The 26,033-nt window shown below is 52.0% G+C and carries 28 protein-coding genes, 2 tRNA genes and 1 pseudogene; all 31 read left to right on the top strand.

Annotation, left to right across the window (positions count from 1 at the left end):
- Positions 1-14: 14 nt before the first annotated feature.
- Positions 15-99, top strand: a tRNA-Leu gene (locus LU279_RS12505).
- 106 nt (positions 100-205) lie between these two features.
- A tRNA-Leu gene (locus tag LU279_RS12500) sits at positions 206-290 on the top strand.
- A 162-nt stretch (positions 291-452) separates the two neighbouring features.
- Positions 453-1,460 (top strand): deoxyguanosinetriphosphate triphosphohydrolase, encoded by a 1,008-nt coding sequence (locus tag LU279_RS12495; protein WP_274422819.1) that lies wholly within the window; start codon positions 453-455, stop codon positions 1,458-1,460.
- 19 nt (positions 1,461-1,479) lie between these two features.
- Positions 1,480-3,276, top strand: coding sequence for a DNA primase (gene dnaG, locus LU279_RS12490; protein ID WP_274422818.1), 1,797 nt, complete (start codon positions 1,480-1,482; stop codon positions 3,274-3,276).
- Positions 3,277-3,315: 39 nt separating this feature from the next.
- Entirely contained in the window at positions 3,316-4,440 is a 1,125-nt protein-coding gene (gene rpoD / locus LU279_RS12485) for an RNA polymerase sigma factor RpoD (protein WP_274422817.1), read from the top strand.
- A 10-nt stretch (positions 4,441-4,450) separates the two neighbouring features.
- On the top strand, positions 4,451-5,149 hold the full coding sequence (locus LU279_RS12480; protein WP_274422816.1) for a tRNA (adenine(22)-N(1))-methyltransferase: 699 nt from the start codon (positions 4,451-4,453) through the stop codon (positions 5,147-5,149).
- Positions 5,139-5,921: a Nif3-like dinuclear metal center hexameric protein gene (locus LU279_RS12475; protein ID WP_274422815.1), complete on the top strand. Its 783-nt coding sequence runs from the start codon at positions 5,139-5,141 to the stop codon at positions 5,919-5,921. The genes LU279_RS12480 and LU279_RS12475 overlap by 11 nt, the downstream gene beginning before the upstream one ends.
- Before the next feature lie 61 nt (positions 5,922-5,982).
- A complete protein-coding gene (locus tag LU279_RS12470) occupies positions 5,983-7,650 on the top strand; it encodes a nucleoside kinase (protein ID WP_274422814.1) in 1,668 nt (555 codons plus the stop codon).
- 24 nt (positions 7,651-7,674) lie between these two features.
- A complete protein-coding gene (locus tag LU279_RS12465; protein ID WP_274422813.1) occupies positions 7,675-8,826 on the top strand; it encodes a hypothetical protein in 1,152 nt (383 codons plus the stop codon).
- A gap of 51 nt (positions 8,827-8,877) precedes the next feature.
- Positions 8,878-10,251 carry a ParB/RepB/Spo0J family partition protein gene (locus tag LU279_RS12460; protein WP_330684677.1) on the top strand — a complete coding sequence of 458 codons (1,374 nt, stop codon included), beginning with the start codon at positions 8,878-8,880 and terminating at the stop codon, positions 10,249-10,251.
- A gap of 309 nt (positions 10,252-10,560) precedes the next feature.
- Positions 10,561-10,917 carry a DUF7768 domain-containing protein gene (locus LU279_RS12455; protein WP_003500157.1) on the top strand — a complete coding sequence of 119 codons (357 nt, stop codon included), beginning with the start codon at positions 10,561-10,563 and terminating at the stop codon, positions 10,915-10,917.
- Positions 10,904-11,317: pseudogene (locus LU279_RS13515) on the top strand (DNA cytosine methyltransferase); the annotation flags it as partial. The gene LU279_RS12455 and the pseudogene LU279_RS13515, both read left to right, overlap by 14 nt.
- Before the next feature lie 81 nt (positions 11,318-11,398).
- On the top strand, positions 11,399-11,989 hold the full coding sequence (locus tag LU279_RS13510) for a hypothetical protein (RefSeq protein WP_330684678.1): 591 nt from the start codon (positions 11,399-11,401) through the stop codon (positions 11,987-11,989).
- 4 nt (positions 11,990-11,993) lie between these two features.
- On the top strand, positions 11,994-12,707 hold the full coding sequence (locus tag LU279_RS12445) for an antirestriction protein ArdA (RefSeq protein ID WP_003500154.1): 714 nt from the start codon (positions 11,994-11,996) through the stop codon (positions 12,705-12,707).
- A gap of 14 nt (positions 12,708-12,721) precedes the next feature.
- Complete coding sequence (locus LU279_RS12440; RefSeq protein WP_442870163.1) at positions 12,722-13,771, top strand: hypothetical protein; 1,050 nt, start codon at positions 12,722-12,724, stop codon at positions 13,769-13,771.
- A 91-nt stretch (positions 13,772-13,862) separates the two neighbouring features.
- Positions 13,863-14,333: a PcfB family protein gene (locus tag LU279_RS12435; RefSeq protein WP_015567070.1), complete on the top strand. Its 471-nt coding sequence runs from the start codon at positions 13,863-13,865 to the stop codon at positions 14,331-14,333.
- Complete coding sequence (locus tag LU279_RS12430) at positions 14,330-16,153, top strand: VirD4-like conjugal transfer protein, CD1115 family (protein WP_117471347.1); 1,824 nt, start codon at positions 14,330-14,332, stop codon at positions 16,151-16,153. Before LU279_RS12435 ends, LU279_RS12430 begins: the two co-directional genes overlap by 4 nt.
- A gap of 89 nt (positions 16,154-16,242) precedes the next feature.
- Positions 16,243-16,458: a Maff2 family mobile element protein gene (locus tag LU279_RS12425; RefSeq protein ID WP_016306504.1), complete on the top strand. Its 216-nt coding sequence runs from the start codon at positions 16,243-16,245 to the stop codon at positions 16,456-16,458.
- A gap of 41 nt (positions 16,459-16,499) precedes the next feature.
- Positions 16,500-17,366 (top strand): VirB6/TrbL-like conjugal transfer protein, CD1112 family, encoded by an 867-nt coding sequence (locus LU279_RS12420; RefSeq protein WP_274422810.1) that lies wholly within the window; start codon positions 16,500-16,502, stop codon positions 17,364-17,366.
- Positions 17,338-17,832: a SpoVG family protein gene (locus LU279_RS12415; protein WP_252197745.1), complete on the top strand. Its 495-nt coding sequence runs from the start codon at positions 17,338-17,340 to the stop codon at positions 17,830-17,832. Before LU279_RS12420 ends, LU279_RS12415 begins: the two co-directional genes overlap by 29 nt.
- A gap of 9 nt (positions 17,833-17,841) precedes the next feature.
- Complete coding sequence (locus tag LU279_RS12410; RefSeq protein ID WP_117534459.1) at positions 17,842-18,495, top strand: DUF7007 domain-containing protein; 654 nt, start codon at positions 17,842-17,844, stop codon at positions 18,493-18,495.
- A gap of 44 nt (positions 18,496-18,539) precedes the next feature.
- On the top strand, positions 18,540-18,926 hold the full coding sequence (locus tag LU279_RS12405) for a PrgI family protein (protein ID WP_003500106.1): 387 nt from the start codon (positions 18,540-18,542) through the stop codon (positions 18,924-18,926).
- Positions 18,844-21,273, top strand: a complete 2,430-nt coding sequence (locus LU279_RS12400) for a VirB4-like conjugal transfer ATPase, CD1110 family (RefSeq protein ID WP_442870162.1) — start codon at positions 18,844-18,846, stop codon at positions 21,271-21,273. The genes LU279_RS12405 and LU279_RS12400 overlap by 83 nt, the downstream gene beginning before the upstream one ends.
- A gap of 279 nt (positions 21,274-21,552) precedes the next feature.
- Positions 21,553-23,220, top strand: coding sequence for a C40 family peptidase (locus LU279_RS12395; RefSeq protein ID WP_008401436.1), 1,668 nt, complete (start codon positions 21,553-21,555; stop codon positions 23,218-23,220).
- Between the two features lie 22 nt (positions 23,221-23,242).
- On the top strand, positions 23,243-23,509 hold the full coding sequence (locus LU279_RS12390; RefSeq protein WP_005927622.1) for a DUF4315 family protein: 267 nt from the start codon (positions 23,243-23,245) through the stop codon (positions 23,507-23,509).
- On the top strand, positions 23,496-24,143 hold the full coding sequence (locus tag LU279_RS12385) for a DUF4366 domain-containing protein (RefSeq protein ID WP_274422807.1): 648 nt from the start codon (positions 23,496-23,498) through the stop codon (positions 24,141-24,143). The genes LU279_RS12390 and LU279_RS12385 overlap by 14 nt, the downstream gene beginning before the upstream one ends.
- A gap of 2 nt (positions 24,144-24,145) precedes the next feature.
- Positions 24,146-24,337 carry a hypothetical protein gene (locus tag LU279_RS12380; RefSeq protein WP_003500082.1) on the top strand — a complete coding sequence of 64 codons (192 nt, stop codon included), beginning with the start codon at positions 24,146-24,148 and terminating at the stop codon, positions 24,335-24,337.
- Entirely contained in the window at positions 24,338-24,739 is a 402-nt protein-coding gene (locus LU279_RS12375) for a cysteine-rich VLP protein (protein WP_274422806.1), read from the top strand.
- Positions 24,740-24,838: 99 nt separating this feature from the next.
- Complete coding sequence (locus LU279_RS12370; RefSeq protein ID WP_442870161.1) at positions 24,839-25,462, top strand: hypothetical protein; 624 nt, start codon at positions 24,839-24,841, stop codon at positions 25,460-25,462.
- 12 nt (positions 25,463-25,474) lie between these two features.
- The gene (locus LU279_RS12365) at positions 25,475-25,657 is read left to right on the top strand and encodes a DUF4316 domain-containing protein (protein ID WP_003500078.1); all 183 of its coding nucleotides are present in this window, start codon (positions 25,475-25,477) and stop codon (positions 25,655-25,657) included.
- Positions 25,657-25,998 carry a plasmid mobilization protein gene (locus LU279_RS12360; RefSeq protein ID WP_005927607.1) on the top strand — a complete coding sequence of 114 codons (342 nt, stop codon included), beginning with the start codon at positions 25,657-25,659 and terminating at the stop codon, positions 25,996-25,998. Before LU279_RS12365 ends, LU279_RS12360 begins: the two co-directional genes overlap by 1 nt.
- Positions 25,999-26,033: the final 35 nt, after the last annotated feature.

Genomic DNA, 26,033 nt, shown 5'->3' with positions numbered 1-26,033 from the left:
AAGAAATGCGATATGCGGAAGTGTCGGAACTGGCAGACGAGCAAGACTAAGGATCTTGTAAGCATTGCGCTTGTGTGGGTTCAAGTCCCATCTTCCGCATTCACAGTAAAAACTGTGAAAAAAGTTGTTGACAAATATGCCGATAACTGATATACTACAATTCGTCGCGAGGGAGAAAGAAAATAATCCCGAAGAAATGCGATATGCGGAAGTGTCGGAACTGGCAGACGAGCAAGACTAAGGATCTTGTAAGCATTGCGCTTGTGTGGGTTCAAGTCCCATCTTCCGCATTAAAGCCCTTGGATTCAAGGGCTTTTTGTTGTTTCTGTACTGTGTCAATCCGTGTCGGGAAAAATCCATATGCTGATTTTTTTGAAAAAAAGAGGAATTTGAAGCTTTGTGTAGAATATAATTAATAAGAGGTATTTTGTCATTCTGTGGAGGAATTGCCTATGAATATAAGAGAAAGCATGGAAAAGAGGGAACTGGAGCTTTTAAGTCCCTATGCTTCCTGCAGTGTCAGATCCAGAGGACGGGAACGTGCGGAAGAAGAATGTGATGTGCGTACTGCGTTTCAGCGGGACAGAGACAGGATTCTTCACAGCAAGGCGTTTCGCAGGCTGAAAGATAAGACGCAGGTTTTTCTGGCGCCTCAGGGAGACCATTACAGAAACCGTCTTACTCATACACTGGAGGTTTCTCAGATCGCACGCACCATTGCCAAGGCTCTCAGATTGAATGAGGATCTGGTGGAGGCCATTGCGCTGGGACATGATCTGGGACACACACCTTTCGGTCATGCCGGGGAAAGGGCTCTGAATGAGATCAGCCCGGGCGGTTTTGCTCATTATAAACAGAGTGCCCGGGTGGTACAGGTTCTGGAAAAGGACGGTGAAGGTCTGAATCTTACCTGGGAAGTCATTGACGGTATCCTGAACCACCGCACCAGTGGAAAGCCTTCTACTCTGGAAGGACAGGTGGTAAGGTTTTCGGATAAGATCGCCTATCTGCATCATGATATGGACGACGCGCAGAGAGCCGGTATTATTACAGAAGACGATATTCCTGTAACCATGAGAATGCTTCTGGGATATACCACAAGAGAACGGCTGAATACCTTTGTACATGACATTATAGAAAACAGTATGGACAGAGACCGGATCCAGATGTCCGAGGAGATACAGGAAGCCTTTATGGATCTCAGAGAGCTGATGTTCCGCAGCGTTTATGACCATCGGGAGGCCAAGCGTGAGGAAAAAAAGGCGATCAATATGCTGAAGGAACTGTATCTGTATTATATAGAGCATCCGGAGACAATGTCCAGAGAATACCGGGATCTGCTTTTAAAAGGAGAGTCCACAGACAGAGCTGTCTGCGATTATCTCTCCGGAATGACAGATCAGTATTCCATGGCAAAGTTCCGGGAAATTTACATACCTCAGTCATGGGACAGCTATTAAATAACAGAGGAGGATGTCTATGCGCTATTCAGACGATATCATTGAAGAAGTACGAAGCAAAAATGATATTGTAGACGTAGTATCCCAATATGTAAGACTTACAAAAAAGGGAAATTCCTATTTTGGTCTGTGCCCTTTTCATAACGAAAAAACTCCTTCGTTTTCCGTAACGCCCGGTAAGCAGATGTACTACTGCTTTGGCTGCGGAGCAGGGGGGAATGTATTTAACTTTATTATGGAGTATGAGAATTATACTTTCGGAGAGGCTCTGAAGCACCTGGCAGACAGGGCGGGAGTGGAGCTTCCGAAGATCGAATATTCCAGAGAGGTCAGACAGAAGGCTCAGGAAAAAGAAGAACTTCTGGAGATTAATAAACAGGCAGCGCAGTATTTTTATTATCAGCTTCGCACAGAAAAAGGTCAGACAGGCCTTGCTTATCTGAAGAACCGGGGACTCAGCGAGGAAACTATGAGAAAATTCGGGCTGGGGTATTCAGACCGCGCAGGCGGAGGGCTGTACCGGTATCTGAAAGCCAAAGGATATCCGGATGACCGGCTGAGAGAGTCTGGGCTTTTTAATGTGGACGAGCGGCATGGAATGTATGATAAATTCTGGAACCGGGTGATCTTTCCGATCATGGATGTAAATAACCGTGCCATTGGCTTCGGCGGAAGAGTTATGGGGGACGCAAAGCCCAAATACCTCAACTCGCCGGAAACAAAGATTTTTGATAAAAGCAGGAATCTTTACGGGCTGAACATTGCCCGGACTACAAGAAAAAAATATCTGATCCTCTGCGAAGGCTACATGGATGTGATCTCCATGCACCAGGCTGGTTTTACCAATGCAGTAGCATCTCTGGGAACAGCGCTTACCTCAGGCCATGCAAGTCTTCTGAAACGCTATACCCAGGAAGTGTTGCTTTTATATGACAGTGACGAAGCAGGAATCCGGGCGGCGCTCAGAGGAATCCCGATCCTTCGGGAGGCAGGGGTAAATTCCAGAGTTGTCAGTCTGAAGCCCTATAAGGATCCGGATGAATTTATCCGGAATATGGGACCGGAGGCGTTTGAACAGAGACTTGAGGAGGCCAGGGACAGTTTCCTGTTCCGGGTTGAAGTAGCGGAAAATGAGTTTTCCATGAATGATCCTCAGGGTCAGAACCAGTTCTTTGAGCGGTGCGCGCAGATGCTTCTGGAGCTGAAAGATGAGCTGGAACGAAATCTTTACATAGACGCTGTCGTTAAAATGTACAGAGGCCGCTATGGAATCAGCAGTGAGGATCTGCGAAAGCGTGTGAATACATTGGCTTTAAAAGGAACTCCTGCAGAACATCGGATTCAGCCGAAATCAGGTTCACCGGAAAAAAAGAAAAAGGAGTCGGCTTCAGACACTTCTCAGAAGCTTATGCTTACCTGGCTTGTCACCTATCCGAAGATATTTGACAAAGTGGCTCAGTACCTGACTCCGGAGGATTTTGTGGTTCCCCTTTACCGGGAGGTAGCCCAGATGCTGTTCCAGCAGAGGGAAGAGGGAGAAATAAATCCTGCAAGGCTTCTGAACAGCTTTCCGGACAGCGAGGAACAGAGAGAAGTTGCTTCTTTATTTAACGCCACGATTCATCTGGAAACGCAGCAGGAACAGGATCAGGCATTTGCGGACACGCTTCTCCGTATTAAGCAGGAAAGCCTTGCGGAAAAGAACAGAAACTGGGATCCGTCAGATCTTCAGGGACTGCAGAAGCTTGTAAAAGCAAAAAAAGAACTGGAGGATCTTGGCAGAAAACGCCGGGAACTGCATATTTCTTTTGAATAAGGATAAAATATAAACACTATATGGAGGGATTAAGCACCTATGGAAATGAATATGGGTAAATTCAGTGAGAAACTGGTAGAACTTCTGGAGCTTGCCAAAAAGAAAAAAAATGTGCTGGAATATCAGGAGATCAATGACTTTTTTAAGGATCAGCATCTGGAAGTGGATCAGATGGAAAAGGTGTTTGACTTTCTTGAGGCAAGTGGAGTAGATGTGCTCCGTATTACAGGAAATGATGAGGAACTGATCCTGGATGACGATATGGATATTGATAAGCTGGACGATGAGGAAGAGGTGGAACTTGACAAGATCGACCTGTCTGTTCCCGAAGGCGTCAGCATAGAGGATCCTGTACGTATGTATCTGAAAGAGATCGGTAAAGTCAGCCTTCTGACTGCCGATGAGGAGATCGAGCTTGCCCAGCGCATGGAAAAAGGCGATGAAAATGCCAAAAAACGTCTTGCAGAGGCAAACCTTCGTCTTGTTGTCAGCATTGCAAAGCGCTACGTGGGAAGAGGAATGCTTTTCCTTGATCTTATCCAGGAGGGAAATCTGGGTCTTATCAAGGCAGTAGAAAAGTTTGATTACCGTAAAGGATATAAATTCAGTACCTATGCCACCTGGTGGATCCGTCAGGCTATTACAAGAGCCATTGCAGATCAGGCCAGAACCATTCGTATTCCGGTTCATATGGTGGAGACTATCAACAAGCTGATCCGTGTTTCCCGTCAGCTGCTTCAGGAACTTGGACGTGAACCAAGTCCGGAGGAGATCGCAGAAGAAATGGATATGTCCGTGGATCGTGTCCGTGAGATCCTGAAAATTTCCCAGGAGCCGGTTTCTCTGGAAACACCTATCGGTGAAGAGGAGGACAGCCATCTTGGAGATTTTATTCAGGATGATAATGTACCTGTTCCGGCAGATGCGGCAGCTTTTACTCTTCTGAAAGAGCAGCTGATCGAGGTACTTGGAACCCTTACAGAAAGGGAGCAGAAGGTACTCAGACTTAGATTTGGTCTTGACGATGGACGTGCCCGTACTCTGGAAGAGGTAGGAAAAGAATTTAATGTCACCAGAGAGCGTATCCGTCAGATCGAGGCGAAAGCGCTTCGCAAACTCCGTCATCCAAGCCGCAGTCGTAAGCTGAAGGATTATCTGGATTAAGGAGCAGGACATGCAGTTATCATTGAGACTGTCTGCGATTGCAGAGATGGTGACAGAAGGAAACCGGCTGGTAGATGTGGGATGCGATCATGGATATCTGCCGGTATACCTGATACTTGAAAAAAAGATTCCCCGTGCGATTGCCGCAGACGTAGGAAAAGGACCTCTGTCCAGAGCCAGAGAGCATATTCATCAGTATGGGTTGGATAATTACATAGAAACAAGGCTTTCTGACGGTCTGAAAAAAATTGGCAGAGAAGAAGGGGACACTCTTGTGATCGCCGGAATGGGCGGCCCTCTGATGGAAAAGATTCTTTCAGAAGGCGAGGAAACCCGAAAAGGTTTCCGGGAACTGATCCTTCAGCCTCAGTCAGACATTCCTCATGTAAGAAAATTTCTTTTTGAAAATGGATATCAGATTGTAAATGAGGAAATGGTTCTGGAAGAGGGTAAGTTTTATCCGATAATGAAAGCTGTTCCTGGAAATCCGGACAGAGAGTGGACAGAAGAAGAACTGGAATTTGGAAGATTTCTTCTGGAAAAATGCCATCGGGTTCTGAAACAGTATCTGGAAAGAGAGTACAGGATCAGAAATGAGATCCTTGAGCGGCTAAAAGATGCTCAGGGCATTCAGACCGGGAAACGCAGACAGGAAGTAGAGGAGGAAAAGCGGCAGATCCTGACCGCTTTAAAAGAATATGAAAGTTAGAGAACTGGCAGACTGGCTGGAGGGAGAATATCCTGGAAATATGGCAGAAGACTGGGATAATGTAGGGCTTCTGGTAGGCGATGACGGGCAGGATGTTCATCATGTGTTTCTTGCCCTTGATCTGACAGAAGGTGTACTGGAACAGGCTGTGGAAACACAGGCAGACATGATCATTACTCATCATCCAATGATCTTCCGCGGCATGAAAAAGATCAACAATCATGATTTTACAGGAAGAAAGGTGCTGTCGCTGATCCGCCATAATATTTCGTATTTTGCCATGCATACCAACTATGATGTAATGGGAATGGCAGAACTCAGCGCAGATTATCTGAAATTGAAAGATCGCCAGGTTCTTTCTGTGACAGCTGAGACAAAACAGGGACAGCAGGGATTCGGACGTGTGGGGCGGCTTCCTGAACCAATGAGTCTGAAGGATTGCGCCCTTTATGTAAAAGAAGCTTTTTCTCTTAATGATGTAAGACTTTACGGTGATCCGGAGCAGATAGCAGAGACGGCGGCAATCTGTACAGGCAGCGGAAAAAGCATGATTTCTGATGCGCTGGAAAAGGGCGCCCAGGTTTATATCACAGGAGATATTGACCATCATACAGGAATTGATGCGGTAGCGCAGGGACTGGCAGTGATCGATGCAGGACATTATGGAACCGAATATATTTTTATGGAGGCAGTGAGCAGGAAGCTTCTGGAAGAATTTCCGGAACTGAAAGTTTCATGTGCCCGCACAGTAAGCCCATATACTTTGTTATAACCTAAAATTCACAGGGCCTGGAAAGGCTGCAGGGAGCGAAGGACAGGAGGCATGAGGCTTTATGGAACAGAATATGCGAAAAGTTGATATTGGTGGAAATGTAAAAGAATATCCTCAGGGAACTGCGTATGGAGAAATTGTAAAAGACTGTGGGGAACTTTCACGGGAGCCGGTAATTCTTGTGACAGTCAACGGGAAGCTGGAAGAGCTGCATAAGAAGCTGGAGCAGGACTGCAGACTGGAATTTGTGACCACAAGGGACAGTATTGGACATACAACTTATAAAAGAAGTGTATGTATGCTTCTTTTAAAGGCTATTTACGATATTACAGGTAAGGAAAGCGCAGACAATGCGGTGATCCATTATTCTGTAGGCTCCGGATATTATTTTACCATGAAAGGAAGCAAAGCTCCTGACCAGGAGTTTCTGGACAGGGTAAAAAAACGTATGCATGAACTTGCAGAGGCAAATCTCCCAATCAAAAAGCGTTCTGTCAGCACAGACGAAGCGGTCGCGCTTTTTCATAAGTATGGAATGTATGACAAAGAGCAGCTTTTCCGCTACAGGAGAGTTTCCAAAGTAAACCTTTACAGCCTTGGAAATTATGAGGATTATTTTTACGGGTATATGGCAAGCCATACAGGATACCTTAAATATTTTGATCTGAAGCTTTATGATGAGGGATTTGTGCTGGAACTTCCGGAACAGAACAGCCCGGATAAGATCCCGCCTTTTGCTCCTGAAGAAAAGATTTTTAAAGTGCAAAAGGAATCGCAGGAATGGGTGGAAAAGCTGGATATTTCCTGCGTGGGAGATCTGAATGACAGGATTACCGGAGAGGGGATCCAGAATATCCTTCTGGTTCAGGAGGCGCTTCAGGAAGCAAAAATTTCCAGAATTGCGGAGCGGATCACAGAAGCTGGTAATAAAAAGTTTGTGATGATCGCCGGACCTTCTTCTTCCGGGAAAACAACATTTTCTCACAGGCTGAGTATTCAGTTGCGGGCTCACGGTATGCGGCCACATCCGATTGCTGTGGATAATTATTTCGTAAACAGAGATAAAACGCCTTTGGATGAATTTGGGGAAAAAAATTACGAATGTCTGGAAGCCATTGATGTGGAGCAGTTTAATAAAGACATGCTGGCGCTTTTAAGAGGCGAGAGGGTGGAACTTCCTGTTTACAATTTTAAGACAGGAACGAGAGAATACAGAGGCGATTTCCTGCAGCTTGGAAAAGAAGATGTGTTGGTGATCGAGGGAATCCACGGTCTGAATGACAGATTAAGTTATGCGCTTCCTGTGGAAAATAAGTTTAAGATCTATATCAGCGCCCTGACTCAGCTGAATATTGATGAGCATAACCGTATTCCCACAACAGACGGACGCCTGATCCGGAGGATCGTGCGGGATGCCCGTACAAGAGGAATTTCCGCAAGGGAAACCATTGCCCGTTGGCCGTCTGTGCGCAGAGGCGAGGAAGCCAATATCTTTCCGTTTCAGGAGCAGGCAGATGTAATGTTTAATTCAGCTCTGGTATATGAGCTGGCATGTCTGAAGCTTTATGCAGAGCCGCTTTTGTTCGGAATTGACAAAAAGGCTCCGGAATATGTGGAAGCCAAACGACTTCTGAAGTTTTTTGATTATTTTGTGGCGGTTCCCAGCGAGGCGGTTCCTCATAATTCCATTTTAAGAGAATTTGTAGGCGGAAGCTGCTTTGATGTATAGAAAAGTGAAAGATGAAAAAGAAAAATGAAAAAGAATGAAACTGAACAAAAGAGCTGGAGTCAATGTATTACATTAATAGCAATTATTGCTTTGTTTTTTATTTTGATGTACCAATCCCCATTTCGATTAGATGATCTGGCCTGGGGGAGCGAGAGAGGAATAGAGAGGCTTCAAAGAGGCTTCAGGGGATACAATGGCAGATATATTGGAAATTTGATCGTAATAATTTTGACTCGCTTTCCTGCTGGGCTTAGAGTTTTGATGGAGATGGCAATTCTGGTGGGAGGAATATGGAATGTCTGGATTCTTTTGAAACGAAATAATGATATATTAATGCTTTTTCTGGCATTGCTTTTGGCTGCTCCTCCTGCGATATTCAATCAGACAATCTTATGGGTATCGGGATTTTCAAATTTTGTTGTTTCAGCAGTATTTGTTTTTTATATTTTCCGAATCTGTATGGAGATGTTGGAAGGTACAGTAGATATTTCTTTTAAAACCGGGGTAGTTCATGTTTTATTGATTTTTATGGGACAAATGATTCTGGAAACAGGAAGTATTTATACAATTATTCTGCTGTTTTTTACTGGTATTTGTATTTTGGTTCAAAAGAAAAAAGTTCCCATATATTTAAGCGCTTATTTTATTGGAGCCTGTGCTGGAGCGGCTGTAATGTTTTCAAATAGTTCCTATAGAGCAGCAGTATTGGGAAATGGTGATACTTATAAAAAAATAAGTATTTCCGGTGATTTTTTTCAGTTGATTAACACATGGTGGACAAAGTATACAACACAAATTTTTCCTAACTGGATTCAGAATATTCCTTTGATTAATTTGTTATTGATACTTTGCATTGTTATATTATGTTTTTGGAGTGCTTCAAGATTTTCCGGGATGATTCAAATGCTGGGTGCTTTTTTCGCAGCGTGGATCGTATTTAATATACAGAAACCTGACTGGAATTCTTTGATTCCTTATGGAGTATATTTGAATGCGATTGTAGGTATTGTATGGATGATTTATGTTTTGGTGTCAATTGCAACGGTGTACAAAGGGAACATAATAAAAAACTTAATAATGGACTGCCAATCTTACACAAAGTACCGCCCAAACGAGACTACGGGCGGTATTTTTGTATCATGGCGGAGAAAGGAGGAACTTCCCACGGGGGCTTGACTGAAAAGTTGAGCCTCTTTTTTCATGCCAAAAAACAGGAGGTAAATGCTTATGGCAGATGATAAAACCACAAAAACGCCGGAACAGCCGGTAACGGATAGCGGGCCGGGCAAGGAAACGCCTCCCGCTCCCCCAAAAGAGCCGGAGAAGGTTTCCGTTTCTCCGGAGCCGAAAAAAAAGACGGAACCGGAGGTAAAGAACCCGCAGATTTCCGTCTATAACTTCGCTGAAATTATGAAGGAAAAGATGGTCGAGGAACGGGCGGCAGCTCCCAGCGGGGAAAAGCCTGCCCCGGCAAAAACGGAAAAACCGGAAAAGCAGCCGGAGGCTCCGAAGAAAGCGGAGGAAAAACCCAAAGAGCCGGAACAGCCGAAGCGCCGGGGCCGTCCCCCGAAAGCAGATAAGGACAAGGCCGCAACCCCGAAGCCCGAAGCTCCCGCACAGAAACCGGAAAATGCGGTCAAAAAGGAACCGGAGAAAAAAACGGCGCCAACGGTACAGGCCGCTCCCGCTCCGAAGGAACCCGAAAAACCGAAGGATGCACCACGCCGGGGCAAGGAACAGATCGTCTATATCAAGCTGAACGAGCTTCACGCCTTCAAGAACCATCCCTTTGAGGTTCGGGATGATGAAGAAATGCGGGCTATGGTGTCCAGCGTCAAGGACAAGGGCGTGACCCAGCCCGCTATCGTCCGTCCCCGTGAGGATGGCGGCTATGAGATCGTGTCCGGCCACCGCCGCCAGAAGGCCAGCGAGCTTGCCGGATATGCGGATATGCCCTGTATTGTTCGCAATCTGACGGACGATGAAGCCATCACGCAGATGGTCGAGGACAATCTCAACCAGCGTGAAGAAATCCTCCCCAGTGAGCGGGCCAAAGCCTTGAAAATGCAGCTTGAGGCCATCAAGCACCAGGGCTCCCGCACTTCGGGCCAGATTGACCCGAAGGACGCAGGAAAACGCTCCAACGAAATTGTAGCCGAGCGCAATAAGATGGCGGTCAAGCAGGTGCAGCGGTATATCCGGCTCAATGAGCTGGTTCCCGACCTGATGAAGCTGATGGATGAAAAAAAGCTGGGCTTTACTACGGCGGTGGAGCTTTCCTATATCGGCAAGAAGAACCAGAACTATATCGCCGTCGCCATTGACAGCCAGCAGTCCTCGCCTTCACAGGCGCAGGCAAAGCGTATGCGTGAGCTGGACGAAAAGAAGCTGCTCAACGGGGATGTGATCGACGGCATTATGATGGAGGACAAAAAGGAGGTAGACAAAGTGATTTTGACAGGTGCGGAACTGAGCAAGTATTTCGGCAAGGAAACTACGCCGAGGGAAATGAAGGACCAGATCATCAAGCTGCTGGACGACTGGAAGGGTCAGCAGAAGGAACATGAAAAGCCGGAGAAGAAAACCGAACAGGAAAAGTAAGCCCAAACTTCGGGTCAGCATGGCCCGAGGATTGCGGGGCTCTGCCCCGCGCCCCGAAGCTCTGGAGATATAAATTATTCCCCGTCGCCAGTTATTCCGTAGCATATCCGGGAAAATCAGTCAAGGGCAGCGCCGCCGCAGGCGGTGCCAGAGGCACCCTTGACGGATTTCTCCCGGTTATGCTTTTTCTCGGTCAAGCGACGGGGATATAAATTCTCCAGAGCCGTTCCCCTTCCCGGGGGAAGGGGCGGAGGGGTTGGGCGAACTCTTGCTTTTCCCTAAACCAAAACAGAAATGGAGGCTCAACCAATGAAACGACCTTTAGCATACCTGACCGCCGCATGGAGCGGCGAGCCGGATGTTGATATGGAGCTGGCGGCCCACTACTGCCGTCTTGCTTATGAGGCGGGCTTTTCCCCGATCTGCCCGCTCTTGTATCTGCCGCTGTTTTTGAATGACAGCGTTCCCGAGGAACACAAGGCCGGGATTGATATGCGCCGGGATATGCTGCGGCGCTCCCACACCCTGATTGTCTGCGGCAGCGCTGTGGACGAGGATGTAAAAAATGATATTGCGGTTGCCGGGCGGCTGGGCATTGCGGCGACCACACTGGAAGGGGTGCTTGCCGTGAAGGGACACGGCACCCCGGGCCATGCCGGACATTAAGCTGGGAAGCCTTTTCGACGGGATTGGCGTGTTCCCTTTGGCTGCTTCCCGGTGCGGTATCCGTCCGGTATGGGCCAGTGAGATTGAAAAAGCGCCCATCTCCATAACCAAAAGGCACTTTCCCGACATGGTGCATTTGGGGGATATTACGAAGGTGGACGGCGGGAAAATCCCGCCGGTTCATGTAATTACCTTCGGTTCCCCCTGTCAGAACCTTTCTCTGATCGGCAACCGCTCCGGCCTTGCCGGGGCAAAATCAAGCCTGTTCTATCAGGCGTTTCGTATCATACAGGAAATGAGGGATGCTACTGATAACCTATATCCAGCTATCGCTGTTTGGGAAAACGTCATGGGAGCGTTTTCTACAAATGACCGGATGGACTTTAGAGCCGTCTTATCCGCCTTCTCGGACACCGAAGTTCCAATGCCTCCTTCGGGAAGATGGGGAAACGCCGGAATGGTGCGAGGGGGAACGCCTGATGTGTGCTGGCGACTCATGGACGCCCAGTATTGGGCAGGCTCCCGAAGGCTGGCACGAAGGCAGCGGATTTTCGTCGTGGCGGATTTTGGAGGCAGACGTGCCGCAGACATACTATTTAAGCCCCGTCCAATGCTCCCACTTCCTCCGCCTTGCGGAGAGGGCGGGTGGGCCGCCGCCGAAGGAGATCGAACAGCTTCTTTTGAAACAGGGCGGCAGATACCAGTCATCCACCCCTTTCAGTGCTTCCGTATGCGGGGAGCGGCAAAAAGGCAGGAAGAAACGGCCTTCCGAAACAGCTTCGGATTACCAACTGACCCTTTTCCCACTCTTTTAGCCAGTGATGTAACGCCCTTTGCCTTCTGGTATGAGGGCGACCCGAAGGGCGGCTGTATCCGTTTTCTGACGGAAACGGAAAGCGAACGGCTGATGGGGCTGCCAGAGGGCTGGACAAAGTACGGGGCGGACGGCGTGGAGATCCGGCCTCTGCAACGCTACAAGGCACTGGGAAACGCGATTGCCCTCCCTTGCGCCGATTACATTATGGCCGGGATTTATGAGGTGCTGGCTGACCGGGCCGGAAAGGAGGAATGAGCCCATGTTTGAAGCCTATATAACCAATACAGCCCTATACCCCTTAATGGGGATTGAGGTAGGGACAACGGTACATTTCCCCATGACGACACAGGAGTTGCAGGCCGCCCTTGCCAAAATCGGGATAGACGGGAAACGGTACAGCGAAGTGTTCTTTACCAGCTTTGACAGTGATGTGCTGGGGCTCTACGATTATCTCTACGAATGTGAGAACATCGACGAGCTGAACGAGCTGGGCCACGCCCTGCTGGAAGTACGGGATAAGGGCGGACTGGAAACCTTTGAAGCCGCTCTTGTCTTGGGAAACCACACAAGGAGCGTGAAGGATTTGATAAACCTGACGCAGAACCTTGACCTTTACCGCTTTTACCCGGATATTTCCGATGATGAAGGGCTGGGCCGTCTTTACGCCGACGAGCTTGGGACTATCGACATACCGGAGCACATTCAGAACTACTTCGATTATGAGGCATACGGGCGGGATGTGCGTATCAACGAGGGCGGCGTATTCGCTCCCGGTGGGTATGTGTCGGCAGTCCCGGAGGGCTTCAAGGAGTATTACCACGGGCCGCAGGACATTCCGCCGGAACACCGGATATTTGCCTATCCTGAAAAGGCCGAGCCTGTCCACTCCATTCTCGCTACACTCAAACGGTTTCAAGAAGCCCCACCCGCTCCGAAAAAGGACAAGGCGGGGCCTTCCCATGAAGAACGGTAAGACTTCGGGCCAGCATGGCCCGAAGCATAAAGGAGGTGCATACCATCAACTATTACCCTATCAATGAAGGAGCCGCCCGCCGGGCAAAAGAAATGAACAGCTTTTCCGACTACAAGGAAGGGAGCGCAACGGCGGAATACCGGGCAATGGTGGACAAGGCCGCCGCCGTAGCGGAAAAGCAGAAATCCCGGGTGGACCCCATGTACCATGAGAAGATCGACCATCTGTTAGACACCTACGCCCGCAAGCTGGCCGAAAACATGAACCAAGGCTTTGCCATTGACGCAAGGGTTCCCTCTGTGCTGATCGCCGGGCCTTCCAATTTCCCGGTGGGAAAGAAGGAAAAACAGAACCGGGCGCGGGACAGCAACATGGAGGAATGGCGGCATATTCAAGGGCTGCTGGATAAGATACGCAGCACCGGCATGGGCGGGATCAGCGCCGATGACCCGGCAGCGATTGAAAAGCTCCAGAAGAAGCTGGACGGGCTGGAACGCTCCCAGCTCATTATGAAGGAGGTCAACGCCTATTACCGCAAGCATGGCAAGCTGGACGGCTGTGCGCTGCTGTCGCCGGACCAGATTGAAAAGCTGAAAGCAAGCATGGCGTCAAGTTGGCGAAGCGACCCGAGGCCCTTTGAAAGTTACCAGCTAACCAACAACAATGCGGAGATCCGCCGGGTAAAGGCCCGTATCGAACAGCTTTCCAAACAGGCACAGCAGGAATTTTCCGGCTGGGAGTTCGATGGGGGTCGTGTGGAAATGAACCGGGAGGACAACCGCTTGCAGGTGTTCTTTGACGGAAAGCCTGACGCGGACACCCGGGCCGAGCTGAAAAGCAGCGGCTTTCGTTGGGCTCCCAGCGTGGGCGCATGGCAGAGGCAGCTCACGGACAACGCCATTCGGGCGGCTGACCGTCTGGAATGTATCAAGCCGCTGTCCGGCGAAAAGCCCTCCCAACTTCAAAAGAAGCCCTCTATCTTGCAGACCATGCGGGAACAGGGCGAAAAAGTCCAGACGGAGCCGGAAAAGAAAGCTCCGTCCGGCAGGGATGCCGAGCGGTAAGCCTCGGGCCACATTGGCCCGAGGTTTTCTGTTCCCCGATATTGTACGGGGGCCTCCCGGATAGCGGGGACCCCGACGGAAAGGAGGTTTTATGCAGGAAGAAGTAAACCAAAAAACGGTTGCCCTTTCGATCAGGACAACGAAGCTCACGGGAAAAGTGCTGGCTGCCGCTCTCGGGAAGGTGGCGCGGGCACTGCAAAAGCACCACCGGAAAGCGCTGACCCCGCAGGGACGCCAGAGTGTAAAAAAGCTGATGAACCACTATGGCGGCAAAAGCGCTATGCCCTATGTGGGAGCCCCAAAGGATTTTGACCGGATCGCAAAGGAGTTCCATGTGGACTACGCTTTCCATAAAGTGAGCCCCGGCCATTACCTGCTGTTCTTCAAAGCCAATCAGGCGGACGCCATCACAGCGGCCTTCCAGAAGTACAGTGCAAAGGTGCTGAATAAAGAGCAGGACAAGGCTTCCATCCTCGGCCAGCTTCGGAAATTCACGGAGCAGATCAGGACACAGGCAAAGGAAAAGCAGCGGACCAGAGAGGCGGTGAAGGACGGACGTTGAGTGACAAGATCAGAAAATATGTGCTCCCAAACCTGCCGTACCTCTTTGTGTTCTGGTTTTTCTCCAAAATCGGGACGGCCTACCGGATCGCCCCCGGCACAGACTTCGGGACAAAGCTCATGGGGATGCTTGATACCTTCCCCAAAGCCTTTGAAACCTACTGGCCGGGGCTGGGAGGTATTGACCTGCTGGTGGGCCTTGCCGGTGCGGCTGGGATGTATCTGCTGATACAGTCAAAGATCAGGCAGGCGAAAAAATTCCGGCGGGATGCGGAGTACGGCACCGCCCGCTTTGGAACAAAGGAAGATATAAAGCCATTTGTTGACCCTAAATTTCAGAACAATGTCATTCTGACCGGGACGGAGTTCCTTACCATGAACACCCGTCCGAAGATACCCGCCAATGCCCGGAACCTAAACGCCTGTGTCATCGGATCGTCCGGCTCGGGAAAGACAAGGTTCTGGTTGACCCCGCAGCTCCTTCAAGCCCATTCCTCGTATGTGGTGGTAGACCCGAAGGGCGGCACTCTCGACCAGTGCGGGCGGTTTCTGCAACGGGAGAAATACAGGGTGCGGGTGTTCAACAGTATCGACTTTTCAAAATCCATGCACTACAATCCGCTGGCCTATATCAAGACAGAAAGCGATGTTTTGAAATTTGTTACCGCCCTGATTGCCAACACCAAAGGCGACGGCAAGGAGGGCGACGAGTTCTGGACAAAAGCAGAAACCCTCTTGTACTGCGCCCTTGTGTCCTACATCGTCTTTGAGGGGCCGGAGGAAGAACGCAACATGAATACGCTGGTGGAAATGATAAGCAGCATGGAAGTCCGGGAGGATGACGAAACCTTCAAAAACGCGGTGGACTATATGTTTGACGGGCTGGAACGCCGCAGCCCCCAGCACTTCGCCGTGAGGCAGTATAAGAAATACAAGCTCGCCAGCGGCAAGACAGCCAAAAGCATTTTGATTTCCTGCGGTGCAAGACTGGCTCCCTTTGATATTCCCCAGCTTCGGGAGATCATGTCTTATGACGAACTGGAGCTGGATAAGCTGGGGGATGAAAAATCAGCGCTGTTCTTTCTTATCAGCGACACGGACACCACCTACAACTTTTTGGTTGCCCTCGCTTTTTCGCAGATGTTCAACCTTCTGTGTGAACGGGCTGATAACACCTATGGCGGGCGTCTGCCCTACCATGTGCGGGTGCTGTGGGACGAGGCAGCCAACACCGGACAGGTGCCGGGGCTGGAAAAGATCGTGGCCGTCATCCGCTCCCGTGAGATCAGCCTGACGCTTTTTTATCAGGCAATGAGCCAGTGCAAGGCATTGTACAAAGACCATTCCGAAACCATCATGGGCAACATGGACAGTATCGTATTCCTCGGAGGCCGGGAGGCTTCCACCCTAAAGGATATTTCGGAAAACTGGCTGGGCAAGGCCACCATCTCTATGCAGACCGAGGGCCGAAGCCGTGGACAGTCTGAAAGTTACAGCCAGAATATGCAGCGGCTTGGCCGGGAGCTGATGACCACCAGCGAGATCACCACCATGCCCGGGGATAAATGTATCTTGCAGCTTCGGGGGCTCCCGCCCTTCCTGTCCCCGAAGTATGACTTGAAAAAGCACCCGAATTACAAGTACACAGCCGAATTTGATAAAAAGAAAAACGCCTTCCGCTTGGAAAGCCTGTTCCGCCACCGGCCATTGAGACTAAAGCCGGAGGACGAATACACGGTGTACGAAGTGGACGGCTCCGACACGGACGAAGAAGCTGACCTGTTGAATTTCGATGATCTGGACAGCGACGAGTTTGTGTAACTTCGGGCCATGTTGACCCGAAGCGCCGCCGATGTGGGCGGCTTTTTTTGTACCCAAAATCATCAAACAAACAAAATGGAGGAACGTATATGGAATTTTTCAATCAGGCAATCGACATTCTCAAAATTCTGGTCATGGCTCTTGGCGCCGGTCTGGCGGTATGGGGCGTCATCAACCTTCTGGAAGGTTACGGGTCGGACAACCCTGCGGCAAAAAGCCAGGGCATTAAGCAGCTCATGGCGGGCGGCGGTGTCGTTCTGATCGGTCTTCAGCTTATCCCTCTGCTGTCCGGACTGTTCAGCTAAATGTCACCCGTTGTCCCTTTTTCCAGAAAAGGAGCTGATGTATGGACTTTATCATCGACGCAATCGTTGAATGGCTGAAAGGTCTGCTCGTCGATGGTATCATGGGAAATCTGGACGGCCTTTTCGATAACGTCAATCAGAGCGTTGGCGAAATCGCCACACAGGTAGGCACGACCCCGGCGGACTGGAACGCCGGGGTCTTTTCCATGATACGACAGATCTCTGAAACTGCCATCCTGCCAATCGCCGGGGTCATCCTCACTTTTGTAATGACTTATGAGCTGATACAGATGCTCATAGAACGCAACAACCTCCATGAAGTTGACACATGGATGTTTTTTAAGTGGGTGTTCAAAACCTTTGTGGCTGTGATGATCCTGACGAACACCTTCAATATCGTGCTGGCGGTCTTTGATGTGAGCCAGCATGTGATACAGCAGTCAGCGGGCATTATCCAGAACGGGACAGAGATCACGCCGGATGTGCTGGACAGTTTGCGGCCAGAGCTTGAGGCGATGGAGTTAGGTCCTCTGTTCGGACTCTGGCTACAATCCTTCCTAATCCAGCTTACCATGATTGCCTTAAACATCGTGATCTTCGTCATCGTATATGGCCGTATGATTGAAATTTATTTACTCACAAGTTTAGCTCCTATCCCGTTTGCCACAGTCCCCAACAGGGAAACCGGACACATGGGGCAGAACTATTTCCGCTCCCTCTTTGCGGTGGGCTTTCAAGGTCTATTGATCTTAGTCTGTGTCGCCATCTATGCGGTGCTGATCCAGAGTATCGCCACCGACGGCGACCCCATCGGGGCGATCTGGGGCTGTGTGGGATATACGGTGCTGCTGTGTTTTACCTTATTCAAAACAGGCAGTCTTGCAAAATCCATCTTCGGCTGCCATTAAGAGACTTCGGGCCATGCTGACCCGAAGCGGAAAGGAGAAATCCATGCAGGAAAAAACTGCGGGCGGAACACCAGCCGCCCCTATAAAGCTGGATGTAAGCGTGCGGGTCATCGAACCTGTGAAAAACCTCATGGGCTTTGCCAGCGTGAAATTCAATGACTGCTTTGTGGTGGAAAATCTGAAAATCGTACAGGGCAGCAAGGGGCTCTTTCTTGGGATGCCCAGCCAGCCAGACGGCAAAGGCGGCTACCGGGATATGGCCTACCCTGTCACAAAGGAGTTCCGGGAACAGCTCAACACCGCTGTTCTGCAAGCCTATGAGGCAAAGCTGGAACAGATGGCGGAGCGCGGCTCTGTGGGGCGTGCGTCCATCAGCGACCAGCTCAAAGCCGGAAAAGCGGCTGCCGAACAGGCAAAGGCAGAACGGCCTCCGAAGGAAAAGCCCAGCCGCAGCGCAGAGCGTTGACCTCGGGCCATGCTGGCCCGAAGCAGAAAGGAGGCGGAAACCATGCCACGCAAACGGACGGGCTATGACGCGGCCTGCTATTACGACGGAAAACTGCTGGGCCGCTGTACCAAAGCGGACAGCGATGCCTATACCCTGTTGATGAACGCCTGTGGTGGGGACGCCGCCCGGGTCCTGCGGGAATATGCCTATTTTTCCCCGGAACTTCGCGCCATATTGGAAAATGCGGCGCTCATGCAGGCAGACCGGAGCCGGACGGGCGGAATGTTCCATGCGCCGAAAAGCTCCCCGTGGGGCGAGGTGCAGAATTGTGAAACCCTCTGTCCGGGGGTGTTTTTGGTATCTACCGCCAGCCACGGCGGAACGATGGTGGCAAACGAGGTAGCCGCCGTTCTCTCCCCAGCGGCCAAAAAATGCGGCTTCAAGGACAAGGGCTATATTTGCTATGAGGAGGACGCACAGGAAAGCGTAGTGCTCCGGGAGCTGCTGGACAAAAAGCTGTGGAAAATCCCTGACCGCATTAAGGACAAAGGACAGTTTGAAGAAAAACTCAATCAGTCCATCCGGCAGTATCACCCCGAATACTGGCGGGCAAGGCAGAGCGGACGAGAGGCCGCCGAAGCTGCCCGCAGCACAGCCCCGGCCAAAGAGGCCGCAAGATAACCTCGGGCCATGCTGGCCCGAAGCAATAAAGGAGGTGTACCAAAATGGCCTATGTGCCAGTACCAAAAGACCTTTCCAAAATCAAGACAAAGCTGGCCTTCAACCTAACGAAGCGCCAGCTTGTTTGTTTTTCCAGCGCAGCGGCGGTGGGCCTCCCGGCTTACCTGTTTTCTCGTGGCAGTATCGGGAACAGTGCCGCCATGTTCCTGATGATCGGCCTCATGCTCCCGTTCTTCTTTCTGGCTATGTATGAACGAGACGGTCTGCCGCTGGAAAAAGTGCTGAAAAACATCATCCGCACCCGGTTCCTCTATCCCCGTGTGCGGCCTTACAAAACCGAAAACTTCTATGCGCTGCTTAGCGCCAGAAAGGAGGCGCAGCCGATTGCGAAACAGCAGAAGGGCCGGAAAGCCCGCAGGCAGAAAGCCTGAAAAACAGGGCCTTACCGGCCTGTTCACGAAAGGAAAGAATATTCCCACCACCGCCCAGCAGACCCTCCCTTACCGGGAAATGTACCGGGACGGGGTGTGCCGGGTAGCGGACCACTATTACACCAAAACCATTGAATACGAGGACATCAACTACCAGCTCGCACAGTCCGAAGATCAGGCGGCCATCTTTGACGGGTGGAGCGCCTGCCTCAACTACTTTGACAGCAGCCTTCCGTTCCAGCTTTCCTTCCTCAACCACCGAAGCCGCCCGGGCAGCCGGTACAGCGTGAACATCCCCATGCAGGATGACGATTACAACAGCGTCCGGTGTGAGTATGTGGAAATGCTGGAAAACCAGATCGCCAAAAGCAACAACGGCATTGTCCGCACAAAGCTCCTGACCTTCGGCGTGAATGTGGACGACCTTCCCACCGCCAGGGCAAGGCTGGAACGTGTAGAGGCGGACATTTGCGGGAACTTCAAAAAGCTGGGTGTCAAGTGCCGCTCCCTTTCGGGGCTGGAACGGCTGGAGCTTCTTCACGGGCAGCTCCACCCCGGCAGCGGCTCCCCCTTCCGGTTTTCATGGGATATGATCCCCAAAACCGGGCTTTCCACCAAAGACTTTATCGCCCCGGACAGCTTCGACTTCCGTTTCAGCCGTCTGTTCCGGGTGGGGACGACTTGGGGTGCCGCCTCCTACTTGCAGATTTTGGCCTCGGAGCTCTCGGACAAGCTGCTGGCGGAGCTTTTGGAAATGGATGCGGAAATGACCATCACTCTCCATATCCAAACCGTCGATCAGGCCGCCGCCGTAAAATCCATCAAGGCCAAAGTCTCCGACATTGACAAGATGAAGGTGGAGGAACAAAAGAAGGCAGCCCGGTCAGGGTACGACATGGACATACTTCCACCCGACCTTGTAACGTACAGCAACGACGCAAAGACCCTCTTGGAAGATTTACAGAGCCGGAATGAGCGAATGTTCCTTCTGACCTTCCTTGTGGTAAACATGGCCCCGACCCGCCGGGAGCTGGACAATGACCTGTTCACGGTGTCGGGTATCGTCCAGAAATACAACTGCACCTTGAAGCGGCTGGACTTCCAGCAGGAGGATGGTTTTCTTTCCAGCCTTCCGCTGGGCCATAACGGCATTGAGATCAAGCGCGGCATGACGACCAGCTCCACGGCCATTTTCGTTCCCTTTATGACGCAGGAGCTCCGCATGGATGGCGAAGCCGTCTATTACGGGCTCAACGCACTTTCCCATAACGTCATCATGGCAAACCGGAAAAAGCTCAAAAACCCCAACGGCCTGTTCCTCGGCGTGCCGGGCTCCGGCAAATCCTTTGCCGCAAAGCGGGAGCTTGTGAACGTGTTCCTTGCCACCCGTGACCGGATCATTGTGGTTGACCCGATGGGCGAATATTCGCCCCTTATCAAGCGGCTGGGCGGTCAGGTCATCGAGATCGCCCCGGACAGCCCCCACCACATCAATCCGATGGACATTGATTTGAGCTTCGACGAGGAAAACCCGATGGCGCTGAAAGCCGACTTTATCCTGTCGCTGATGGAGCTGATCGTCGGCGGCAAGGACGGCTTGCAGCCGGTGGAGCGTACCGTCATTGACCGCTGTGTGCGCCAGATGTACCGGGAACACTTGCAGGACCCGGAAACAAGCAAAATGCCGACCCTCCAAACCCTGTATGACCTGCTCTGTTCCCAGCCGGAGGGCGAGGCGGTACGGCTGGCAACTGCCCTTGAAATCTATGTGTCGGGTTCCCTTAACGTGTTCAACCATGAAACCAATGTGGACCTGAACCGCCGTCTGGTATGCCTTGACTTAAAAAAGCTGGGTGCCGGGCTTCGGACGATTGCCATGCTCATTATGCAGGACTTGGTAAACTCGCAGGTGTCCATGAATTTCCTGCGCGGTATCGCTACATGGTGCTACTTCGACGAATTTCATGTGCTGCTCCGTGACCGTCTGACGGCAAGCTATTGTGTGGCGGTCTGGAAAATGCTGCGAAAAAAAGGGTGCGTTCCCAGTGCTTTAACGCAGAACGTGAAGGATTTTCTGGCAAGCCCGGAGATCGAGAATATCTTTGAAAACTCGGACTTCCTTGTGCTGCTCTCGCAGGCACAGGGCGACCGGCAGATTTTAGCCAAACAGCTTGGGATCAGCCCCCACCAGCTTTCCTATGTGACCCATACCAATTCCGGCGAAGGGCTGCTGTTCTTCGGGAATACCACCATCCCGTTTGTTGACCGCTTCCCGCAGAATACCGAGCTGTACGCCATTATGACCACCCGCCCGGAGGACAAAAAACAGGAAATGAACCGGGCATAACGCACTTCGGGCCATGCTGGCCCGAGGTTTGGAAAGGAGGGATACATCATCGGAAAGAAACCGGATAAATGGAATTTTCAAAGGCCGGGGCCGACGGAGGATACCGGGAGCAATCGCCCCGGACCGGCTGAACGGGAAGGGCCTTCCCCCGCACCATCCCGACGCCTGCGGTTTAAGGACGAGGATACCGGGCAGGACAGTCCTTCGGGCCATGATGGCCCGAAGTCCAAAAGCGGCAAGTTTCAAGAGGACAGACGGAAAAGCCGTCCCTCTGACCGCATGAGGCAGGAAGATGAAGCGGACGGGCCGCAGGATACCGGCAAGGCACAGGAGCCGGAGGGCTCCGCCGAGAAGGCCGGGAGCAAAAAGGACAAGTACCAGAAAGCACAGGCAAAAGCGGAACACGCCGGGGAAAAGCTGGGAAAGGCCCGGGAGAAACTGGACAAGACCGAGGCAAAACGGGCAGCGAAGAAGCCGCCGGGGCTTGCGAAGAAAGCTGTCCGGGGAGCCCGCACCGAAGCATGGTTTTATCTCCACAACAAAATCCACGAAGTTGAGCATGAAAATGTGGGTGTGGAAGGAGCCCATAAGTCGGAACTTGTGGCCGAGGCCGGAGCCCGGAAACTGACCCGGTATGCCAAACGGAGATACCGGGAACACCCGGCCCGGAAGGTGGCAAAGTGGGAACGGAAGGACATAAAAGCCCGGGCCAATGTGGATTTTCAAAAGATGGCCTCCGATCACCCGGAGCTTGCCAGCAATCCGCTTTCCCGTGTGCAGCAGAAATGGAAACTGAAACGCCGGTATTCCAAAGAAGCAAAGGCGGCTGCAAAACAGGGCGCAAAGGCCGCAAAGAAAACCGCTGCCGCTTCGGGAACTGCGACCCGTCGGGCGGCGCAGTTTGTGACCCGTCATCCCGTGGCGGTGCTGGTCCTGCTCCTGCTGTTGCTGCTCTGTTTTCTTGTGTCGGCGGTAAGTTCCATCTTCCCCACGCTTGGCAGCGGCCTCGCCAATGCGTTATCCGGCACCTCCTACGCCTCGGAGGATACGGACCTGCTGGGGGTGGACGAGGACTACACAGCGCTGGAAAACGAGCTGGCGCAGACGGTAGCGAACATCGAAAGCACCCATCCCGGCTATGACGAGTACCGCTATTCCGTGGACGAGATCGGCCATAACCCCTATGAGTTGGCGTCCTATCTCTCGGCAAAGTACCATGTGTATTTCCGTGAACAGGTGCAGGACGAGCTGCGGGAGATCTTCGAGGCACAGTATGAACTGACCTTGACGGAGGAAGTCGAGATACGCTACCGCACCGAAACCAGCACCGACCCGGAGACCGGGGAAACCACCACCGAGGAAGTTCCCTATGAGTATTACATTCTCAATGTGACCCTCACAAACAAGACGCTGCCTGCCGTGATCCTGCCGAGGCTTAACGAACAGCAGCGAGAAATCTACACCGTTATGCAGCAGCTCAAAGGCAACAAACCCTATCTGTGGGAAGGGATTTACAACGGTGGCGAAGATACCGGCCCCAGCTATGAGATACCCGGCGAGGCGCTGGATGACCCGGCTTTTGCGGCGCTCATGGAAGAAGCCACAAAGTACATCGGCTGGCCCTATGTGTGGGGCGGCTCCAGCCCGTCCACCTCCTTTGACTGTTCGGGCTTTGTCTGCTGGGTGTACACGGCCAGCGGCGTCCACAACCTGCCCCGTACCACGGCGCAGGGCATTTACAACCAGTGTGCTATCATTTCTCCCTCCGAGGCAAAGCCCGGCGACATTATCTTTTTCACGGGAACCTATGACAGCCCCGGCCCTGTATCCCATGTGGGGATTTATGTGGGCGACGGGATGATGCTCCATTGTGGTTCGCCCATCCAATACGCAAACATCAATTCAAGCTACTGGCAGACACATTTCTATGCCTTCGGGCGTTTGTGAGCCAGAGGAAAGGAGTCCTTGCATGAACAAAATCGACAAGCTCGATAAGGAACTGGAAAAAGCCCGGGAGAAGGCCGCCGAATGGCAGGCCAAAATCCGGGAGCTGGAAAAGCAGAAACAGGAGGAAGAAAACAGCCAGATCGTGCAGGCGGTGCGCTCCCTCAAACTGACGCCCGCCCAGCTTATGGCTTTTCTGAATGACCCCAAAAACAGCCTTACCGCTTCGGGCCATACTGACCCGAAGCCGGAGGCACCCGAAAAGGAGGACACGGCCCATGAAGAAAACTAAATTTCGCAGGCTGGCGGCAATGGCTGCCAGCCTTTTGTGTTGCCTGATCTTTACAGTCCCGGCTTATGCACAGAGCAGCGAGCCGCAGCCGGAGACAGCTCCCTCCCCGGCAGAAACCGAAGCAGAGCCGGAAACCCAGAACCCCTTTACCCCGGACGGGACGGGAACCGTGGTGGACAACGCCACCGACGAGGATGGAAAGGAGTTCTACACCATCACCACAGCAGACGAGAGCGTGTTTTATCTGGTGATCGACAAACAGAAAACCAGCGAGAACGTCTATTTCCTCAATACCGTTACCACAGACGACCTTCTGCCTCTTGCTGAACAGGGTAAGGAACCGCCCAAAGAAGTGACCCCTGAGCCAGAGCCAAAGCCCACCGAACCGGTGGAGGAAGTACCGGAACCCAAGCCGGAGAAAAAGGACAGCCCCTTTCTCTCTCTGCTCCTGATCGGTGCGGTGGTGCTGGCCGGCGGTGGAATTGGTTACTATTTCAAGATTTACAAGCCGAAGCATGAAGCCCCGGATTTGGAAGATGATTACTGCGAATATGAGGACGGGGAGCTGGAGGAGATCGCAGAGGAACCCGAGGACGAAGATACCCCGCCATGGGAGGAAGATACGGAGGAATGAGAATGAATTTTACAAGCAGCCCTTTTGAACGAATGATGAAGGAAGTACCGCACCCCGGCTGGGACAATGACGACCCTTGTAAGGGATGCCGTTATTACAAGGAGTGCAAAGGAAAGAAAAAACAGTGCCGGAAGAAGTTCCGGGCGCTGATCGTGGAGCCCCGCCCTTCGGGCCATCGTGGCCCGAAGTCATAAATGGACGCCCGGGAGCTGACCCGTGACGAGAAGAAGAAAATCCGCACTCTGGTCACGGGGATGTGCGCCAACTATGACCGGGAAAGCGGCCTGTGCCTTCCTCTTGACTGTGCCTGCTATATGCTGCACAAGTGCTGGACAGGGGCGTACTGCCGTTACTTCCGTGAGGCTGTCCTGCCCCTTAACCCGGAGCTTCAAGCGGCGCTGACAACGGAAGGCATCTCCCCGGAGTTGCGGGCCTGTGCGGTCTGCGGAAAGGCATTTTTGCCCGAGGGGCGTCAAGCCTACTGCTCCGACGCCTGCAAGACCGAAGGGAACCGACGGAAAAGCCGGGAACGCATGAGGAAAATGCGGGAGAAAAGGCCGGGCGGCTGTTACGATTTGCCGCCTCCAAAGGCTTGACATTCCGGGCTTTTTTGAGGGTGTTTCCGGGGTGGGAATATCTTATTACATTCCTCCCCGGTCTGCCCTCTTATTTCGTAACATCCAGCACTTCGGGTCATGTTGACCCGAGGCACAGAAAGGAGGAATCTCTTGGAGACAGTACAAGGATATGTGATTTTGAAAGCTGCCACCTTTGAAACCGGACACGGCTTTGCGCTGGGGCATAATCCGGGAGCGCCGAGCCCCTTTGTGACCTGGCAGTTTACCGAGGGGGAAAACGGCCATCGGGATTACTACTGGGGCCGCTATGGAACCAGTCAGGCGTGGGCGCAGAGGGACTTTGACCGCCGGGTGGACGACTATCAGCAGTTTTACCATGCGGCGGTCAAGCATACCGAGCTGGGACCGGAGGGCGTTTACCGCTATTATTCCACCCAGCGGCCCGTGGACATAGGAACTTACCCGAAGCCGCCGGATAACCAGCCTCTTTCCATCGTCAACTACGATGATGACAGGCGGCGTCCTGTGGCAGACGGCAGGCTGATGGCATGGGGCGAACTGACCTACGCAAAGCCGCTGACCGAAAAGCAGATGGAGGATTATGAGCTGAAACCAGCACCGGGCAATCCTGACCGGGTGCGCCCATCCATTACTGCCCGGCTCAAAGATGAAACCAGAGGGCAGGGACCCCCGAAGGAACCCGGCCAGAAGCGAAACCATAAAAACCATGAGGAACGATAAAGGAGGATCGCCATGCACGAAAAAGACAACTATCTGAAAACCGCCGAGCTCTCCACAGAGCAGAACTGCAACATGATCGACGGCGTACCCAACAACACGCCCATCCCGCCCACGCCCCCGGAGTTGGACGCAAAACCGCTGGATAAGGTAAAGGAGCCCAAAGAACGCCGGAAAGGCCGGGAGCTGGAACGCTGATGGAGAACCGCAAGCGGAATGTCCATCTGCACGTCATGGTAACACCGGACGAGCTGGCGGCCATCCATGAGCGGATGGCCGAGGCGGGCATTTCCAACGCCGGGGCTTATGTACGGAAAATGGCTCTGAACGGGTATATCCTGCACATCGACCTTACGCCCGTAAAAGAGCTGATCTCTCTGCAACGGCGCTGTTCCAACAATCTCAATCAGGTCGCCGTACACGCACACACCTATGGCGTGTACCCGGAGGAAATCGACGGATTGAAGCGGGACTATGAAAAGCTGTGGGGCGAGGTGTCAAAGGTGCTGCGGGAGCTTTCCGAGCTGGTGGCAAAGTAAGACGAGGGCGGCAGGCTTCCGTTGTGGGGCTTGCC

The sequence above is a fragment of the Blautia sp. XA-2221 genome (assembly GCF_028767025.1).
GTDB lineage: Bacteria > Bacillota > Clostridia > Lachnospirales > Lachnospiraceae > Blautia_A.
This window is presented reverse-complemented; position numbering and strand designations above follow the sequence as displayed.

Bases quoted from the DNA above. Each gene is read 5' to 3' on its own strand.
- LU279_RS12495 (WP_274422819.1), top strand. From the start codon at position 453: ATGAATATAAGAGAAAGCATGGAAAAGAGGGAACTGGAGCTTTTAAGT.
- dnaG (WP_274422818.1), top strand. From the start codon at position 1,480: ATGCGCTATTCAGACGATATCATTGAAGAAGTACGAAGCAAAAATGAT.
- rpoD (WP_274422817.1), top strand. From the start codon at position 3,316: ATGGAAATGAATATGGGTAAATTCAGTGAGAAACTGGTAGAACTTCTG.
- LU279_RS12480 (WP_274422816.1), top strand. From the start codon at position 4,451: ATGCAGTTATCATTGAGACTGTCTGCGATTGCAGAGATGGTGACAGAA.
- LU279_RS12475 (WP_274422815.1), top strand. From the start codon at position 5,139: ATGAAAGTTAGAGAACTGGCAGACTGGCTGGAGGGAGAATATCCTGGA.
- LU279_RS12470 (WP_274422814.1), top strand. From the start codon at position 5,983: ATGGAACAGAATATGCGAAAAGTTGATATTGGTGGAAATGTAAAAGAA.
- LU279_RS12465 (WP_274422813.1), top strand. From the start codon at position 7,675: ATGAAAAAGAATGAAACTGAACAAAAGAGCTGGAGTCAATGTATTACA.
- LU279_RS12460 (WP_330684677.1), top strand. From the start codon at position 8,878: ATGGCAGATGATAAAACCACAAAAACGCCGGAACAGCCGGTAACGGAT.
- LU279_RS12455 (WP_003500157.1), top strand. From the start codon at position 10,561: ATGAAACGACCTTTAGCATACCTGACCGCCGCATGGAGCGGCGAGCCG.
- LU279_RS12445 (WP_003500154.1), top strand. From the start codon at position 11,994: ATGTTTGAAGCCTATATAACCAATACAGCCCTATACCCCTTAATGGGG.
- LU279_RS12440 (WP_442870163.1), top strand. From the start codon at position 12,722: ATGGCCCGAAGCATAAAGGAGGTGCATACCATCAACTATTACCCTATC.
- LU279_RS12435 (WP_015567070.1), top strand. From the start codon at position 13,863: ATGCAGGAAGAAGTAAACCAAAAAACGGTTGCCCTTTCGATCAGGACA.
- LU279_RS12425 (WP_016306504.1), top strand. From the start codon at position 16,243: ATGGAATTTTTCAATCAGGCAATCGACATTCTCAAAATTCTGGTCATG.
- LU279_RS12420 (WP_274422810.1), top strand. From the start codon at position 16,500: ATGGACTTTATCATCGACGCAATCGTTGAATGGCTGAAAGGTCTGCTC.
- LU279_RS12410 (WP_117534459.1), top strand. From the start codon at position 17,842: ATGCTGGCCCGAAGCAGAAAGGAGGCGGAAACCATGCCACGCAAACGG.
- LU279_RS12405 (WP_003500106.1), top strand. From the start codon at position 18,540: ATGGCCTATGTGCCAGTACCAAAAGACCTTTCCAAAATCAAGACAAAG.
- LU279_RS12400 (WP_442870162.1), top strand. From the start codon at position 18,844: ATGCGCTGCTTAGCGCCAGAAAGGAGGCGCAGCCGATTGCGAAACAGC.
- LU279_RS12395 (WP_008401436.1), top strand. From the start codon at position 21,553: ATGAGGCAGGAAGATGAAGCGGACGGGCCGCAGGATACCGGCAAGGCA.
- LU279_RS12390 (WP_005927622.1), top strand. From the start codon at position 23,243: ATGAACAAAATCGACAAGCTCGATAAGGAACTGGAAAAAGCCCGGGAG.
- LU279_RS12385 (WP_274422807.1), top strand. From the start codon at position 23,496: ATGAAGAAAACTAAATTTCGCAGGCTGGCGGCAATGGCTGCCAGCCTT.
- LU279_RS12380 (WP_003500082.1), top strand. From the start codon at position 24,146: ATGAATTTTACAAGCAGCCCTTTTGAACGAATGATGAAGGAAGTACCG.
- LU279_RS12375 (WP_274422806.1), top strand. From the start codon at position 24,338: ATGGACGCCCGGGAGCTGACCCGTGACGAGAAGAAGAAAATCCGCACT.
- LU279_RS12370 (WP_442870161.1), top strand. From the start codon at position 24,839: ATGTTGACCCGAGGCACAGAAAGGAGGAATCTCTTGGAGACAGTACAA.
- LU279_RS12365 (WP_003500078.1), top strand. From the start codon at position 25,475: ATGCACGAAAAAGACAACTATCTGAAAACCGCCGAGCTCTCCACAGAG.
- LU279_RS12360 (WP_005927607.1), top strand. From the start codon at position 25,657: ATGGAGAACCGCAAGCGGAATGTCCATCTGCACGTCATGGTAACACCG.